The organism is Marichromatium purpuratum 984, from assembly GCF_000224005.2.
GTDB lineage: Bacteria > Pseudomonadota > Gammaproteobacteria > Chromatiales > Chromatiaceae > Marichromatium > Marichromatium purpuratum.
The window spans coordinates 3,481,926-3,495,428 of the sequence record NZ_CP007031.1 but is presented as its reverse complement, the minus strand read 5'-3'; the positions used below and the strand labels follow the sequence as shown (position 1 = coordinate 3,495,428).

The following is a 13,503-nucleotide window of genomic DNA, read 5'->3' as shown; positions in this document are numbered from 1 at the left end:
GGGCGGTCAGTGCAGGGTGGTGATCGAGGCCAGCGAGAAGGCCGGGATGGTCGCCTCGAAGCGGGCGCCGGCGGCGTCGATCATGCCGTAGCTGCCGTGCATGCTGCCGAGCGGGGTGGGCAGCACGGTGCCGCTGGTGTACTCGTAGCGCTCGCCGGGCTCGAGTCGCGGCTGCTCGCCGACCACGCCCTGACCGCGGACCTCCTGCGCATTGCCGTCGGCATCGGTGATGATCCAGTGGCGGTCGAGCAATTGTGCTGCCTCGTCACCGAGGTTTTCGATGACGATGGTATAGGCGAACACATAGTGCCCTTCATCGGGCGATGAGCGCTCGGGCAGATAACGGCTGTTGGCGGAGATTTTGATTGCAGGTTCGGACACTGGGATCTCCCTAGCAGACAAGCCTGTCTTGGGTACGTGATAATAGTTGCACGGGCGCACGGAGCAATCCGGTTCGATTTGGGTTGCCGATTACCATTCCAATAATTTCATGATCTTCTAAACTTTTACTCACAGTTTACTGGAAATGATCCCCGGTATGTCCCTCAACGCCAAACGCCGTCGCCGGAAGCCCGATCTGTTCTCGATCCTCCTGGTCGCCGTCACCATCGGGATGTCCGTGACGCTCGCGTATCAGGTCAATCTCTATCACGGCTCGGGTGAGTTGCCGCTCGCCAAGCAGACGCCGCCAGCCGACAGTGTCGGCGGTTGACCGGGGCCTCCTGCGGGACGCCCCGGTGAACCGGCCACCCGACCCCTTCCAGTCAGGTCTCGTTCGATGTCCTCTTCCTCTCAATCCAGACTTCGCGTCGCCGTCATCGGCGTCGGTTATCTCGGCCGCTTCCATGCGCTGATCTATTCCCGTCACCCCGAGGTCGAGCTGGTCGGCGTGGTCGATGCCGACCCGGCGCGCGCGCGCGCCATCGCCGACGAGGCCGGCTGCGCCGTGTTCGCCGACGCCGCGGCGCTGATCGCGCACGGGGTCGACGCGGTCAGCGTGGTGGTGCCGACCACCGCCCACCTCGAGGCGGCCGCCCCCTTCCTCTCCTGCGGTATCCACGTGCTGCTGGAGAAGCCGATCGCCACCACCGCCGAGGAGGGCCGCGAGTTGGTGCGCCTGGCCGACGAGAACGGCGCCACCCTGCAGATCGGCCACGTCGAGCGTTTCAACGCCGGGGTGATGGCGCTCGCCCAGCGCATCGAGGTGCCGCGCTACATCGAGGCGCAGCGCATGGGCGGATTCGTCGAGCGCGCCACCGATGTCGACGTGGTCTCGGATCTGATGATCCACGACATCGACATCATCCTCTCGCTGATCGGCGCCGAGATCAGTCACATCTCGGCAGTCGGCACCTCGGTGCTCACCGAGCACGTCGACATCGCCAACGCCCGGCTCGAGTTCACCAACGGCGCGGTGGCCAACGTCGTCGCCAGCCGCGTCTCGGAGCGCACCACGCGCCGCATCCGGGTGTTCCAGCCGCGCCGCTATCTCGCCCTCGATTTCATCGCCCAGACCATCGACATCGCCGCGCCGCACCAGGTCGAGGGCGAGCCGCGTCCGCGCATCGAGCGCGAGCGGGTACAGGTCGAGGCGGTCAAGCCGCTCGACTGCGAGATCGCCGCCTTCGTCGAGACGGTGCGTGGCGGTGGTGCGCCGCTGGTCGACGGGCGTACCGGACTCAAGGCGCTCGAGGTCGCGCTCGAGGTGCGCGCCCGCATCGGCGCCTGAGCCGCGCCTCCCGGCGGTTCGAGTCGACCTCCAACGGCAGTGACCAGCCTCCGCTAAGGAAGGCTGTAAGCCCGTGAGCGACGATCGATGGGCACGCGGCCCCGGTGGCGTCCGCCGCCGGGGCTGCTCTGCGTTGGTTTCGAGTCATGCGTCCCGGCGTGGTTCCGTGACGGGCCTCAGCCGGGGTTGGCGTGCACCTGCTCGGCCATCCGCTGCGCCAGCGCCAGCGCCTGTTCGAGACTGCCGAGATCGGCACGATCGGTGCCGGCGAGATCGAGCGCGGTGCCGTGATCGACCGAGGTGCGGATGATCGGCAGCCCCAGGGTGACATTGACCGCGCGTCCGAAGCCCAGGTGCTTGAGCACCGGCAGCCCCTGGTCGTGATACATCGCCACCACCGCGTCGCTCGCGGCGATGCGCTCGGGGACGAAGGCGGTGTCGGCCGGCAGCGGGCCGATCAGCTCCATCCCCGAGTCGCGCAGTCGCGCCAGCGCCGGCTCGATCACCTCGATCTCCTCGCGTCCCAGATAGCCGCCCTCGCCGGCGTGCGGGTTGAGTCCGCATACCAGGATGCGCGGTCGGGCGATGCCGAAACGCTCGCGCAGGTCGCGCCCGAGCAGCTCCAGGGTCAGCTCGACGCGCTCGCGGGTGATCGCCGCCGGGACCGCGGCGAGCGGCAGATGGGTGGTGACCAGCGCCACCCGCAGCTCGTCGGTGGCGAGCATCATCACCGGGTGGGCGCGGCAGCGCTCGGCGAGGAACTCGGTGTGCCCGGTGAAGGGGAGGCCGGCGTCGTTGATCACCCCCTTGTGCACCGGGCCGGTGACCAGGGCGTCGAAGCCGCCGTCGCGGCAGCCGTCGCAGGCCCAGGCCAGGGTCTCGAGCACATAATCGGCGTTGGTCGGATCGAGCTGGCCGGGAGTGACCGGGGCGCGCAGCGCCACCGGCAGCACCCGGATGGTGCCCGGCTGGTTGGGGGCGGGCGCCTGGTCGGGGTCGAAGGGCAGAGTCTCGAGTGCGAGTCCGAGGGCGCGGGCGCGGGCGCGCAACAGGTGCGGGTCGGCGATCGCCACCAGCTCGGCGGATTGTGGGGCCTGGGCGAGCCGGGCTATCAGGTCGGGGCCGATCCCTGCCGGTTCGCCGGGGGTGATCGCCAGTCGTCGCGGTGCTTGCATGCTGTCTTCGGGGCCTCTCTGGCTGAGGATGGAATGGCCGCCCATCGCCTGGCGGCGCTGCCTGCGAAGCAGTGTAACGCCGATGCGTGCGTGATCGGCATGATGTGGTGAGTGCTGATGCGCCCTGAACGGGCTGTCGGACGACGACCGGGTAATGACGGAGGGATGACGGTTCAATCGCTTTTCGGTGCATTATCTGCTATAACCGGCGCGGTTTTACACCCCCCAACGACCGATGGACTGAGGAGTTCAGATGTCAGCTAATGCGTTGATTCCTTTATTGTTCGGGGCGGGTGGCCTATGGGTTGCCTACTCCATCTACAAGCTGGTCCTGCAGTATCCCGAGGGCGAAGACAAGATCAAGAAGATCGCCGATGAGATCCATCTCGGCGCCATGGTCTTCATGCGTCGCGAGCTGGTCATGCTCGCCGTCTTCTGTGCCGTGGTATTGGTGCTGCTCTATTTCTTCCTTGGCTGGAAGACCGCGCTGGCCTTCGTGATCGGCGCCGGCGCCTCGGCCGCAGCCGGGTATCTCGGCATGTTCTCGGCCACCAAGTCGAACGTGCGTACCACCGCCGCGGCCCACAAGGATGGCGCCGCATCGGCATTGACCGTCGCCTTCTTCGGTGGTTCCGTGATGGGACTGCTGGTCGCCTCGCTCGGTCTGCTCGGTCTGGGCTTTCTCTATCTGCTCTTCGGTGGTGATCCGGAGAGTTCACACGCCATCCACGGCTTCGGTGTCGGCGCCTCCTCGGTGGCGCTCTTCTATCGTGTCGGTGGCGGTATCTTCACCAAGAGCGCCGATGTCGGCGCCGACCTGGTCGGCAAGGTCGAGGCCGGCATTCCCGAGGACGATCCGCGCAACCCCGGCGTGATCGCCGATAACGTCGGTGATAACGTCGGCGACGTCGCCGGCATGGGCTCGGACATCTTCGAGTCCTACTGTGGCGCGCAGATCGCCACCATCGCCATCGCCGCGACCCTCACCGCGGCCGCGCTCGACACGCTGGGCAATCAGTCCTCGCTGATGTTCCTGCCGCTGGCGCTGGCCTCGGTGGGGCTGCTGTGCTCGATCGCCGGTATCTTCCTGGTCAAGCAGGTGTCGGAGAAGAAGCCGGCCACCGCGCTGCGTATCGGCACCACCGCCGCGAGTTTGCTGTTCATGGCCGTCTCCTTCGTGTTGGTGATGATGATGGACGTCTCCAACAGCATCTGGTGGTCGGTACTCGCCGGCGCCGGCGGCGGCATGGTGATCGGTCTGGTCACCGAGTACTACACCTCCTCCAAGCCGGTGCGTCGTATCGCCGAGTCGGGTGAGACCGGTACCGCGACGGTGATGATCTCGGGTCTGGCCGTGGGCATGCAGTCGGTGGTGATCCCGGTGCTGACCATTGCGCTGATCATCTTCGTCTCCAGCCATCTCGCCGGTCTCTACGGCGTCGGCATCGCCGCCGTGGGCATGCTCGCCACCGTCGGTATCACCATGGCGATCGACGCCTATGGTCCGGTGGCCGACAACGCCGGCGGCATCGCCGAGATGGGCGGTCTGGGCGCCGAGACCCGTGGCATCACCGACTCGCTCGACGAACTCGGCAACACCACCGCGGCCATCGGCAAGGGCTTCGCCATCGGCGCTGCGGCGCTCGCGGCGCTGACCATCATCGCCGCCTACATCGCCACGCTGCACCATCACCTGCCGAACTTCGAACTCAGCCTCGGCGATCCCACGGTGCTGATGGGCATGCTGATCGGTGGCGCGGTGCCCTTCCTGATCGCCTCGATCACCATGACCGCCGTCGGTGACGCGGCCTTCGAGATGATCAACGAGATCCGTCGTCAGTTCCGCGAGATCCCCGGTCTGCTCCAGGGCGAGGCCCAGCCCGATACCGCGCGCTGTGTCGACATCGCCACTACCGCGGCGCTGAAGAAGATGATCATCCCCGGCGTGATCGCCGTGGCCGCTCCCGCGCTGGTCGGTTTCCTGATCGGTCCCGAGGCGCTCGGCGGCATGCTCGGTGGCGCCCTGCTCAGCGGTGTGCTGCTGGCGCTGACCATGGCCAACTCCGGTGGTGCCTGGGACAACGCCAAGAAGTATGTCGAGAAGGGCAACCTCGGCGGCAAGGGCTCGACCGTGCATGCGGCCACCGTGGTCGGTGACACCGTCGGCGACCCCTTCAAGGACACCTCGGGTCCGTCGATGAACATCCTCATCAATGTGATGGCGATCGTCAGTCTGACCATCGCGCCGCTGCTCGGTTGATGGGATGATCTCCGCGGGGCCGTCTGGCCCCGCGGGCGGCAGGGATGCCGCGATGTGCGTACCAACGCCTCCGCTCCGTCGGGGGCGTTGGCGTCTGTGGCGATGCCCTCTTATCGATGTTTTTAGATGGGTCGTATCGGGATTATCACTTTGCATCGATGATCTCCGGCGTTTCTCATAGCGGCGACGCAATCAGCCGGGGTGAGGCATGCGACTGTTCAACGAGATCCGTCTCGACAACCTGCGCGGCGACCTCTTCGGCGGGGTGACCGCCGCGGTCATCGCCCTGCCGATGGCGCTCGCCTTCGGTGTCGCCACCGGCGCCGGACCCGCCGCCGGGCTCTATGGCGCGGTGCTGGTTGGACTCTTCGCCGCCCTGTTCGGCGCCACTCCCACGCTGATCTCCGAACCCACCGGGCCGATGACGGTGGTGATGACCGCGGTCATCGCCAGCCTGATCGCGCTCGAGCCCGAGCAGGGCATGGCGATGGCCTTCACCGTGGTGATGCTCGCCGGGGTGTTCCAGATCCTCTTCGGCCTGCTGCGGCTGGGCAAGTACGTCACCCTGATGCCCTATACCGTGGTCTCCGGGTTCATGACCGGGATCGGGTTGATCCTCATCGTGCTGCAGATCGGCCCCTTCCTCGGTCAGGCGGCCCCGGGCGGCGGGGTGCTCGGTACCCTCGGCGAGCTGCCGGCGCTGATCGCCGGCATCGAGCCGGCCGAGACCCTGCTCGCGCTCGCTACCCTGGCGCTGATCCTGTTCTTCCCCAAGCGCTGGCGCCGGGTGCTGCCACCGCAGCTGCTGGCCCTGGTGCTCGGCACCCTGGTCTCGCTGTGGCTGCTCGGTGACAGCGAGATCCGTCGCATCGGCGAGATCCCCAGCGGGTTGCCGGAACTGCAGCTGCCGGTGTTCAGCACCGAGCAGTGGCAGCGCATGCTTACCGATGCCCTGGTGCTCGCCGCGCTCGGCAGCATCGACGCCCTGCTCACCTCGGTGATCGCCGAGAGCATGACCCGCAAGCCGTGCAGCGCCGACAAGGAGCTGGTCGGGCAGGGGCTCGGCAACCTCGCCTCCGGGCTGTGTGGCGGCATCCCCGGCGCTGGCGCCACCATGGGCACCGTGGTCAACATCCAGACCGGGGCGCGCAGCGCGCTCTCGGGGATCGCCCGCGCGCTGATCCTGTTGGTGGTGGTGCTCTGGGCCAGCGGGCTGACCGCGCAGATCCCGCTCGCGGTGCTCGCCGGGATCGCCATGAAGGTCGGGCTCGATATCGTCGACTGGTCCTTCCTGCGCCGCGCCCACCGGGTCTCGTTCAAGGCCGCCGCGATCATGTACGCGGTGATCGGGCTGACCGTGTTCGTCGACCTGGTGACCGCGGTGGCGCTGGGCATGTTCGTCGCCAACCTGCTTACCATCGACCGGCTCAGTCGCTTGCAGAGCCGCGCGGTGCAGGCCATCCAGCACCCCGACGATCCCGCCGGTACCATTCGCCTCAGCGACGACGAGCAGGCGCTGCTCGAGCGCGGCGGCGGACGGGTGCTGTTGTTCACCCTCGGCGGCCCGCTGATCTTCGGTCTGGCCAAGGCGATCTCGCGTCAGCACGCGGTGCTCGAGGACCACGATGTGCTGATCCTCGACGTCACCGAGGTGCCGCTGCTCGGGGTGTCCTCGTCGCTCGCGCTGGAGCGGTTGGTGCTCGAGGATCTCGAGCAGGGGCGCACGGTGATCCTCGCCGGGGCGCGGGGCGAGGTGAGCGCGCGGCTCGAGCAGCTCGGGCTGCTCGCGCGCCTGCCCGCCAAGCACCTGGTGGCCGACCGGGCCGGCGCGCTGGCGCTCGCCGAGCGCCTGCTCGAGACCCGCGCCGCGGCCTGAGCGCGCTCATCGACCCCGGTCGATGATCGATGGTGTCGATTCGTATTTCCGAGTTTTTTGGTTGGGTACCATCTTGGAGTGCAGACGGCCCGTTTTGGGCCGTGCCTGCCACTCTCTGCGAGGTCCAGCCATGTCACACTCCGTCGCATCGCGCGCCCTTGACCCGCGCCCCGCCGAGGCCCGCATGCTTGCCGGTCTCGGCGCCTGCCTGAACCCCTCCTGCGTGGTCCGTATCGAGCATGCCGCCGACCCCGACCCACGCCGCCCCTGTTGGTCGTGCTGGGGCGAGCCGCGCGGCTACGACGGTGATCTCGAGAGGGTGCTCGGCGCCATTGACGCCTGTCGCGCCCGTCATCCCGGCGATCAGATCCGACTGTGCATCGACGATCCGCGCTCGCACAGTGCCCTCGCCCTGGTGGTCCATCGTCCGCGTTCCCCCATCCCCGCCTGACCCCTGCCGTTCATCGGATCCTCCCGGGGCCGCGCACCGGCCCCGCGTGAACGACCATCAGGGTCATTCGCGTGCAGTCCGCTTCATTCTTCATCGTATTCATTCAATGGGCCTCATCGTCGATGAGTTCATCGACGATGATCTATGGATGGCATTTTTTATATCGATTGGTAATGAATGATCGATCTATCTATCGTTGCGCCCGAACGCGGCCGAATTCATTGAATGGAGTAAATCATGAGCACCAAGACCTACGACGCGGGCGTCAAGGATTACGCGCTCACCTATTGGACCCCGGACTATGTCCCGCTCGACTCCGACCTGCTGGCCTGTTTCAAGGTGACGCCACAGGCCAATGTCCCGCGCGAGGAGGCCGCGGCGGCGGTCGCCGCCGAGTCCTCGACCGGCACCTGGACCACGGTGTGGTCCGATCTACTCACCGATCTCGACTATTACAAGGGCCGCGCCTATCGCATCGAGGACGTGCCCGGCGACAAGGAGAGCTTCTATGCCTTCGTCGCCTACCCCATCGATCTGTTCGAGGAGGGCTCGATCGTCAACGTGCTCACCTCGCTGGTCGGCAATGTCTTCGGCTTCAAGGCGGTGCGCCATCTGCGTCTCGAGGACATCCGCTTCCCGCTGCACTACGTCAAGACCTGCGGCGGCCCGCCCAACGGCATCCAGGTCGAGCGCGACCGCATGGACAAGTACGGTCGCCCCTTCCTCGGCGCCACCGTCAAGCCCAAGCTCGGGCTCTCGGCGAAGAACTACGGCCGCGCCGTCTACGAGATGCTGCGCGGCGGGCTCGACTTCACCAAGGACGACGAGAACGTCAACTCCCAACCCTTCATGCGCTGGCAGAACCGCTTCGAGTTCGTCATGGAGGCGGTGCGCAAGGCCCAGGAGGAGACCGGCGAGCGCAAGGGGCACTATCTCAACGTCACCGCACCGACCTGCGAGGAGATGTTCAAGCGCGCCGAGTTCGCCAAGGAGCTGGGCGCGCCGATCATCATGCACGACTTCCTCACCGGTGGTTTCACCGCCAACACCAGCCTCGCCAATTGGTGTCGCGACAACGGCATGCTGCTGCACATCCACCGCGCCATGCACGCGGTGATCGACCGCCATCCCAAGCACGGCATCCACTTCCGCGTGCTCGCCAAGTGTCTGCGTCTCTCCGGCGGCGATCATCTGCACACCGGCACCGTGGTCGGCAAGCTCGAGGGCGACCGGCGCTCGACGCTCGGCTTCGTCGACGCCATCCGCGAGTCCTTCGTTCCCGAGGATCGCTCGCGCGGGCTGTTCTTCGATCAGGACTGGGGCGGCATGCCGGGGCTGCTGGCGGTGGCCTCGGGCGGTATCCACGTCTGGCACATCCCGGCGCTGGTGGCGATCTTCGGTGACGACGCCGTGCTCCAGTTCGGCGGCGGCACCCAGGGCCACCCCTGGGGCAATGCCGCCGGCGCGGCGGCCAACCGGGTGGCCACCGAGGCCTGCATCAAGGCGCGCAACGAGGGCGTCGAGGTCGAGCAGCATGCCCGCGAGATCCTCACCGAGGCGGCCCGTCACAGCCCCGAGTTGGCCGCGGCGATGGAGACCTGGAAGGAGATCAAGTTCGAGTTCGACACCGTCGACAAGCTCGACGCGGCCTGAACCGTGCGTTAGCCCAACAGACAACGCGGAGTGCATCACACCATGAGCGACCATCTGATCATCGGCGATCACGCCACCGTCGGCCGTCACGAGACCTTCTCCTACCTGCCGCCGCTCAGCCGCGAGGAGATCGTCGAACAGATCCTCTTCATCCTCGACAACGGCTGGAACGCCTCGATCGAGCACGAGCACCCCAGCCGCGCCTTCGAGTACTACTGGCCGATGTGGAAGCTGCCCTTCTTCGGCGTCCAGGACCCCGAGCAGCTGCTCACCGAGATCGAGGCCTGTCGGCGCAGCTATCCCGATCACCATGTCCGTCTGGTCGGCTACGACACCTTCGCCCAGACCAAGGGGCACGCCTTCCTGGTGCATCGCGCATCCTGAACCGAGGCAGCCGCGCCGGCGGCGAGGCGAGCATCCGCGAGCGAGGAGTGACATGGCAGAGCCAACACGCGAGAACAGCTTGAACGGGCGTGCCGCGGCGATCGCGCGTCGTCGCGCCCAGGCCAGCGGTGGCAAGCGTGCCGCCTCGGGAGGGGCGTCGACGACGTCGTCCGCTGCGCCACCGGCCAGTGCGCCACTGCCGCGCAACGGCGAGCGCGCCGCGCCGGCGGCCGGTCGACGCGAGGCGATGGCACGGCGTCAGCGCATCGCCGAGTCGGGTGGTCGCGCGCTGCCGGCGTCGCGCTCGCGCTCCGCGGCGCGGGCCGAGACCCGCGCTGCGGCCCAGCCACGCCGGCGCGCCCAGCGCCCGGAGTCGGCATCCACTGAGGGTGCGTCGACGGCGGAAGCAGGGCGCACGCGAGGTGAGTCCCCGCCGCCGCGCCGCGCCGCGCGTCCCGGCAGCCCGCCGCGTCGGGCACGGGCGCGTGCCGCGAGCACGGCCCGGGAGGGGACGCATCCGGCCGGGCGCGTGCTGGCGATGGCCAGGCGTGCGGCGGTGTCGGGTCGCGGCAAGGCGGGGCTGGAGGCGATCGGCGGGCGCTCGCGCGATGCCGCCGCCACCACCCTGATGCGGCGCGCCGGCGCAAGCTCGCGCGAAATCGCGCGACGGGTGCGCGAGCAGCGTTGCGAGCACGGTAAGGGTGGCGAGTCCTGTCCGCGCCCGACCGGTCGTACCCGGCGTCAGGGCGCCGCGCGTGCCGAGGGCGCGAGCGGCCGTGGCGAGACCAGCGAGACGGCGCGCGGCCTGCCGATCAGCGGCACCCGACTCGGGCGCGCCGCGCGCACCACGGGCGACGAGGCCGGCGCCTGTCGCACCGTCACCGGAACCGAGTACTTCGGCGCCGAGCTGTTCCAGGCGTTCTGCGGTCAGCGTCCCGAGCCGTCGGCTCCCATGCCGGTCGTCAGCACCGCTGCGGGACTGCGGGTCACCGGTGCCCGGGTGGGCCGCGGCGAGCGGGTCACCGGCGACGAGCGCGGCGCCGGGCGCAGCCTCACCGGCACCCCCTATACCGAGCCCGGCCCCGAGGGCGCGCCGCCCAAGGTCGGGCATGACACCACGCTCGCCCAGCGTCCGGTCACCGGTACCCTGGTGGGACGGGGGGCGCGCACCACGGGTGACGAGGTCGGCGCCTGTCGACGAATCACCGGCGACGAATATCTCGGTAGCGGACACTTTCGCCAGCACTGTGAGCAGGTGCCGGCGCCCGAGGGCGGCGCCAAGGTCGGCGTCACCCCGACCTGGGGCGGCCAACGCCTCAGCGGCACCCAGGTCGGCAGCGCCGCGGGCGTCACCGGCGATGCCGCCGGGCGCTGCGAGACGGTTACCGGCAGCGACTATCTCGGCCCCCTGCACTATCAGCAGCACTGCGCGTCCGCAGCGCTGACGGCACAGGCGGCGCGGCGTCCCGAGTCACGTCCCGGCGGTGCCGATCTCACCGGTACCCAGCCCGGTATCGCCGGGCCGAGTACCGGCCAGCGGCGCGGGCGCTGTCAGCCGATCACCGGGACCCCCTATGTCGGTGAATCGGCCCTGGCGGCGGTCTGTGATCCGGCGGCGAGTGCGCGGACCGAGGAGGGCGAACCGGTCGAACTCGGCGACGACTTCCCGCAGCCGCTCGGCGGTGGTCACTGGCAGGGGGTGGTGTTCTCAGGCCCCGAGGGCAGCCCGCGCGCCACGCCCCGGGTGACCGGCGCCAGCGCGGGTGGCTCGGCGCGGATCACCGGCCCCTTCGGTCTGAGCGGCGGGGTGGTGACCGGCACCGAGGAGTTCCGCGCCCGGCGCGCCTCGACCGAGGAGCAGCCGGCCCCAGGGCTGATTGCAGCCCCGGTGGCGATGCGTGGTGCGCCGACCGAGGCGTCGCCCCGCGCCCGTGTCACCGGTGAGGGGCGCGATGGCGGTGCCCGTATCACCGGCGATGACTGGGGCCTCGGCGAGCGCGTCACCGGCACCGAGGGCAGCTCGGCAAGCGCGCGCAACCCGACCCGGCGCGGTGGACCGATGGGGCCCTTCGCCGGTGCCCGGGCGCTGCGTGGCCAGCGCCAGCCCGAGGAGAGCCCGCCGCTGCAGGTGACCGGCGCCAGTGGCGGTAGCGATCGCGGTGCCCTGGTGACCGTCTCCGGCGGGGCGCGGGGCTGAGGTGGCGGCCATGGTGGCGACCCGCACCAGCCCCCGGCCCAGCCGCGTCGCGCGGCGCCGCGCCCCGCTGTGGCGTGCCGCGCCGCCGCGCCAGTCGCTGGCGAGCACCGCCCCGGTGAGTGCCGTCTCGTCGGCGGCGGCATCGGTCCCGCGCTCCCAGGGCGGCGACAACCGCCGGCTCGGTGACTACGAGCGTCGGGTGCGCCAGGCCTTCGCAGCCATCGAGCCGGCGTTGCGGCAGATCGCGGCATTGCCCCAGGACGCCGAGTTCGTGCGCCGTGCCCAGCACGAGGCACGCAGCCGGCTCGGCTTCGAGCTGCCGGTCTCGGTGCTCGAACGCGCCTGGGTCGGCGGGCTCGACATGCGCGCGCTCTTCGCCCATGCCAGCTTCGCCACGGTGCGCGCGTTCAGCGACGATTATTTCCTCAACGACCCGCTGGGGATGGGTGCGCGCACCGCCGAGTTCGAGCGCTTTCTGCTCGAGTGCGGCTTCCACGAGATGAACCTGACCCCCTGCTCGGACGGTCGGCTGGCGCACGTCATCGGCTACGTGCTGCGCCTGCCGATGGGGGTGGTGCGGCGCAAGGCCCACGCCGGGGCGCTGTTCGATATCGAGGAGGCGGTGCGCCGCTGGACCGAGACCGAGCTGCGCCGTCATCGCGAGGGCGTGCCCAATACCGCCGAGGCGCCCACCCGCTATCTCAAGGTGGTCGCCTATCACTACAGCAGTCGCGACCCGGCGCATCAGGGGTGCGCCGCGCACGGCAGCGACGACGCGCGCGCCGCCGCCGCCGGGCTGGCGCAGCTGCGCGCCTTCCGCGAGGCGATCGAGAACAGCTACTGCTGCGGCGCCTCGATCGACATCCTGCTGATCGGCATCGACACCGACACCGATCGCATCCGCGTCCATCTGCCCGATGCCGTCGGCGAGCCGGCGCTCGAGCGCCATCTCGACAGCGGACCGCTGCATGCCGAGACCCGGGGACTGGGCTTGCAGGCCGCGCGCGATCACATCTGCGCCGCGGTGGCCAGCGTCGGCGGTGTCAGTCCACCGGCCGAGGGCATGCAGCGTCTGGTCGCACGGTTGCTCGAGCACAACCTGGAGCAGCTCGATCATGTCGCCGCCGAGTACGACGGTCATTACGCCGACGCCGGGCACCAGGAGCGCTTCATCGGCGTCGGCGGCGACCTCGCCGAGGTGCAGCTGCGCAACCTCACCTTCTTCGCCTTCATGCGCACCCTGGAGGAGGGCGCGGCCGACCTCGACATCGGCATCGGCATCTTCCGCCGGCTCAACCTCGAGCGCGGATTGCCGATCCCGGTGGTGGTGCGCTTCGACTATCCGGGGCGGGTGCCCGGAGCGCGCGCGCGCGCGGTGGAGCGCTGCGCGCGGGTGGCCGAGGCGATCGCGCGCCGCTACCCCGAGCTGGTCGCGCAGGGGCTGTTGCACACCTGGTCGACGGTGCGCGACAGCGATCACGGCGGTCGCATCGAGAGCGTCGGCGGTTCGTTGAGCGAGTGGGAGGGACTATGAAGATCTGTCTGGTCGAGCGTCCACTGGTCGCCACCAACCGCATCCCCGGACTCGAACACCGTCACCTCCAGGTGGTGCGCGACGGCAAGAGCCAACTGGTGGCGGTCGATGCGGTCGGCTGCACCCCCGGCGACTGGGTGATCTGTGTCGGCAGCTCAGCGGCGCGCGAGGCGGCCGGTCACAAGGATTATCCGAGCGATCTGACCATCGTCGGCATCATCGACTACTGGGAGGAGGACTGAGC

12 protein-coding genes are annotated in these 13,503 nt (G+C 69.2%); 10 read left to right on the top strand and 2 right to left on the bottom strand.

Going from position 1 to position 13,503, the window contains the following annotated elements; translation table 11 throughout:
• Positions 1–6: 6 nt before the first annotated feature.
• Positions 7–381 (bottom strand): Co2+/Mg2+ efflux protein ApaG, encoded by a 375-nt coding sequence (apaG, locus tag MARPU_RS15160; protein ID WP_005222852.1) that lies wholly within the window; start codon positions 379–381, stop codon positions 7–9.
• Positions 382–538: 157 nt separating this feature from the next.
• Between apaG and MARPU_RS17930 the strand changes: the two genes are divergently transcribed.
• Complete coding sequence (locus MARPU_RS17930; RefSeq protein WP_165913414.1) at positions 539–712, top strand: hypothetical protein; 174 nt, start codon at positions 539–541, stop codon at positions 710–712.
• Between the two features lie 66 nt (positions 713–778).
• Complete coding sequence (locus MARPU_RS15155) at positions 779–1,729, top strand: Gfo/Idh/MocA family protein (RefSeq protein WP_005222849.1); 951 nt, start codon at positions 779–781, stop codon at positions 1,727–1,729.
• Between the two features lie 176 nt (positions 1,730–1,905).
• On the opposite strand, the gene pdxA is transcribed toward MARPU_RS15155, so the two are convergent.
• Positions 1,906–2,904 (bottom strand): 4-hydroxythreonine-4-phosphate dehydrogenase PdxA, encoded by a 999-nt coding sequence (gene pdxA, locus MARPU_RS15150; protein ID WP_025275392.1) that lies wholly within the window; start codon positions 2,902–2,904, stop codon positions 1,906–1,908.
• Between the two features lie 253 nt (positions 2,905–3,157).
• Here pdxA and MARPU_RS15145 point away from each other — a divergent pair, with 253 nt between their 5' ends.
• The 8 genes from MARPU_RS15145 (at position 3,158) to MARPU_RS15110 (ending at position 13,501) form a co-directional block, all read left to right on the top strand.
• Positions 3,158–5,164, top strand: coding sequence for a sodium-translocating pyrophosphatase (locus MARPU_RS15145; RefSeq protein ID WP_005222845.1), 2,007 nt, complete (start codon positions 3,158–3,160; stop codon positions 5,162–5,164).
• Between the two features lie 208 nt (positions 5,165–5,372).
• A complete protein-coding gene (locus MARPU_RS15140; protein ID WP_005222842.1) occupies positions 5,373–7,040 on the top strand; it encodes a SulP family inorganic anion transporter in 1,668 nt (555 codons plus the stop codon).
• A 130-nt stretch (positions 7,041–7,170) separates the two neighbouring features.
• Positions 7,171–7,491: a ribulose bisphosphate carboxylase small subunit gene (locus MARPU_RS17355; protein WP_005222841.1), complete on the top strand. Its 321-nt coding sequence runs from the start codon at positions 7,171–7,173 to the stop codon at positions 7,489–7,491.
• Between the two features lie 237 nt (positions 7,492–7,728).
• Positions 7,729–9,144 carry a form I ribulose bisphosphate carboxylase large subunit gene (locus tag MARPU_RS15130; RefSeq protein ID WP_005222839.1) on the top strand — a complete coding sequence of 472 codons (1,416 nt, stop codon included), beginning with the start codon at positions 7,729–7,731 and terminating at the stop codon, positions 9,142–9,144.
• 42 nt (positions 9,145–9,186) lie between these two features.
• Positions 9,187–9,528, top strand: coding sequence for a ribulose bisphosphate carboxylase small subunit (locus MARPU_RS15125; protein WP_005222837.1), 342 nt, complete (start codon positions 9,187–9,189; stop codon positions 9,526–9,528).
• Positions 9,529–9,580: 52 nt separating this feature from the next.
• Positions 9,581–11,725: a CsoS2 family carboxysome shell protein gene (locus MARPU_RS15120; protein WP_005222835.1), complete on the top strand. Its 2,145-nt coding sequence runs from the start codon at positions 9,581–9,583 to the stop codon at positions 11,723–11,725.
• A gap of 10 nt (positions 11,726–11,735) precedes the next feature.
• Positions 11,736–13,259 carry a carboxysome shell carbonic anhydrase gene (locus MARPU_RS15115; protein WP_005222833.1) on the top strand — a complete coding sequence of 508 codons (1,524 nt, stop codon included), beginning with the start codon at positions 11,736–11,738 and terminating at the stop codon, positions 13,257–13,259.
• Entirely contained in the window at positions 13,256–13,501 is a 246-nt protein-coding gene (locus MARPU_RS15110; RefSeq protein WP_005222830.1) for a carboxysome peptide A, read from the top strand. The genes MARPU_RS15115 and MARPU_RS15110 overlap by 4 nt, the downstream gene beginning before the upstream one ends.
• Positions 13,502–13,503 lie beyond the last annotated feature (2 nt).

What these genes read in the sequence shown, in the direction of transcription:
- MARPU_RS15145 (WP_005222845.1), top strand. Translation starts at nt 3,158, where the DNA reads ATGTCAGCTAATGCGTTGATTCCTTTATTGTTCGGGGCGGGTGGCCTA.
- MARPU_RS15120 (WP_005222835.1), top strand. Translation starts at nt 9,581, where the DNA reads ATGGCAGAGCCAACACGCGAGAACAGCTTGAACGGGCGTGCCGCGGCG.
- MARPU_RS15130 (WP_005222839.1), top strand. Translation starts at nt 7,729, where the DNA reads ATGAGCACCAAGACCTACGACGCGGGCGTCAAGGATTACGCGCTCACC.
- MARPU_RS15110 (WP_005222830.1), top strand. Translation starts at nt 13,256, where the DNA reads ATGAAGATCTGTCTGGTCGAGCGTCCACTGGTCGCCACCAACCGCATC.
- MARPU_RS15125 (WP_005222837.1), top strand. Translation starts at nt 9,187, where the DNA reads ATGAGCGACCATCTGATCATCGGCGATCACGCCACCGTCGGCCGTCAC.
- MARPU_RS17355 (WP_005222841.1), top strand. Translation starts at nt 7,171, where the DNA reads ATGTCACACTCCGTCGCATCGCGCGCCCTTGACCCGCGCCCCGCCGAG.
- MARPU_RS15140 (WP_005222842.1), top strand. Translation starts at nt 5,373, where the DNA reads ATGCGACTGTTCAACGAGATCCGTCTCGACAACCTGCGCGGCGACCTC.
- MARPU_RS17930 (WP_165913414.1), top strand. Translation starts at nt 539, where the DNA reads ATGTCCCTCAACGCCAAACGCCGTCGCCGGAAGCCCGATCTGTTCTCG.
- pdxA (WP_025275392.1), bottom strand. Translation starts at nt 2,904, where the DNA reads ATGCAAGCACCGCGACGACTGGCGATCACCCCCGGCGAACCGGCAGGG.
- MARPU_RS15115 (WP_005222833.1), top strand. Translation starts at nt 11,736, where the DNA reads ATGGTGGCGACCCGCACCAGCCCCCGGCCCAGCCGCGTCGCGCGGCGC.
- MARPU_RS15155 (WP_005222849.1), top strand. Translation starts at nt 779, where the DNA reads ATGTCCTCTTCCTCTCAATCCAGACTTCGCGTCGCCGTCATCGGCGTC.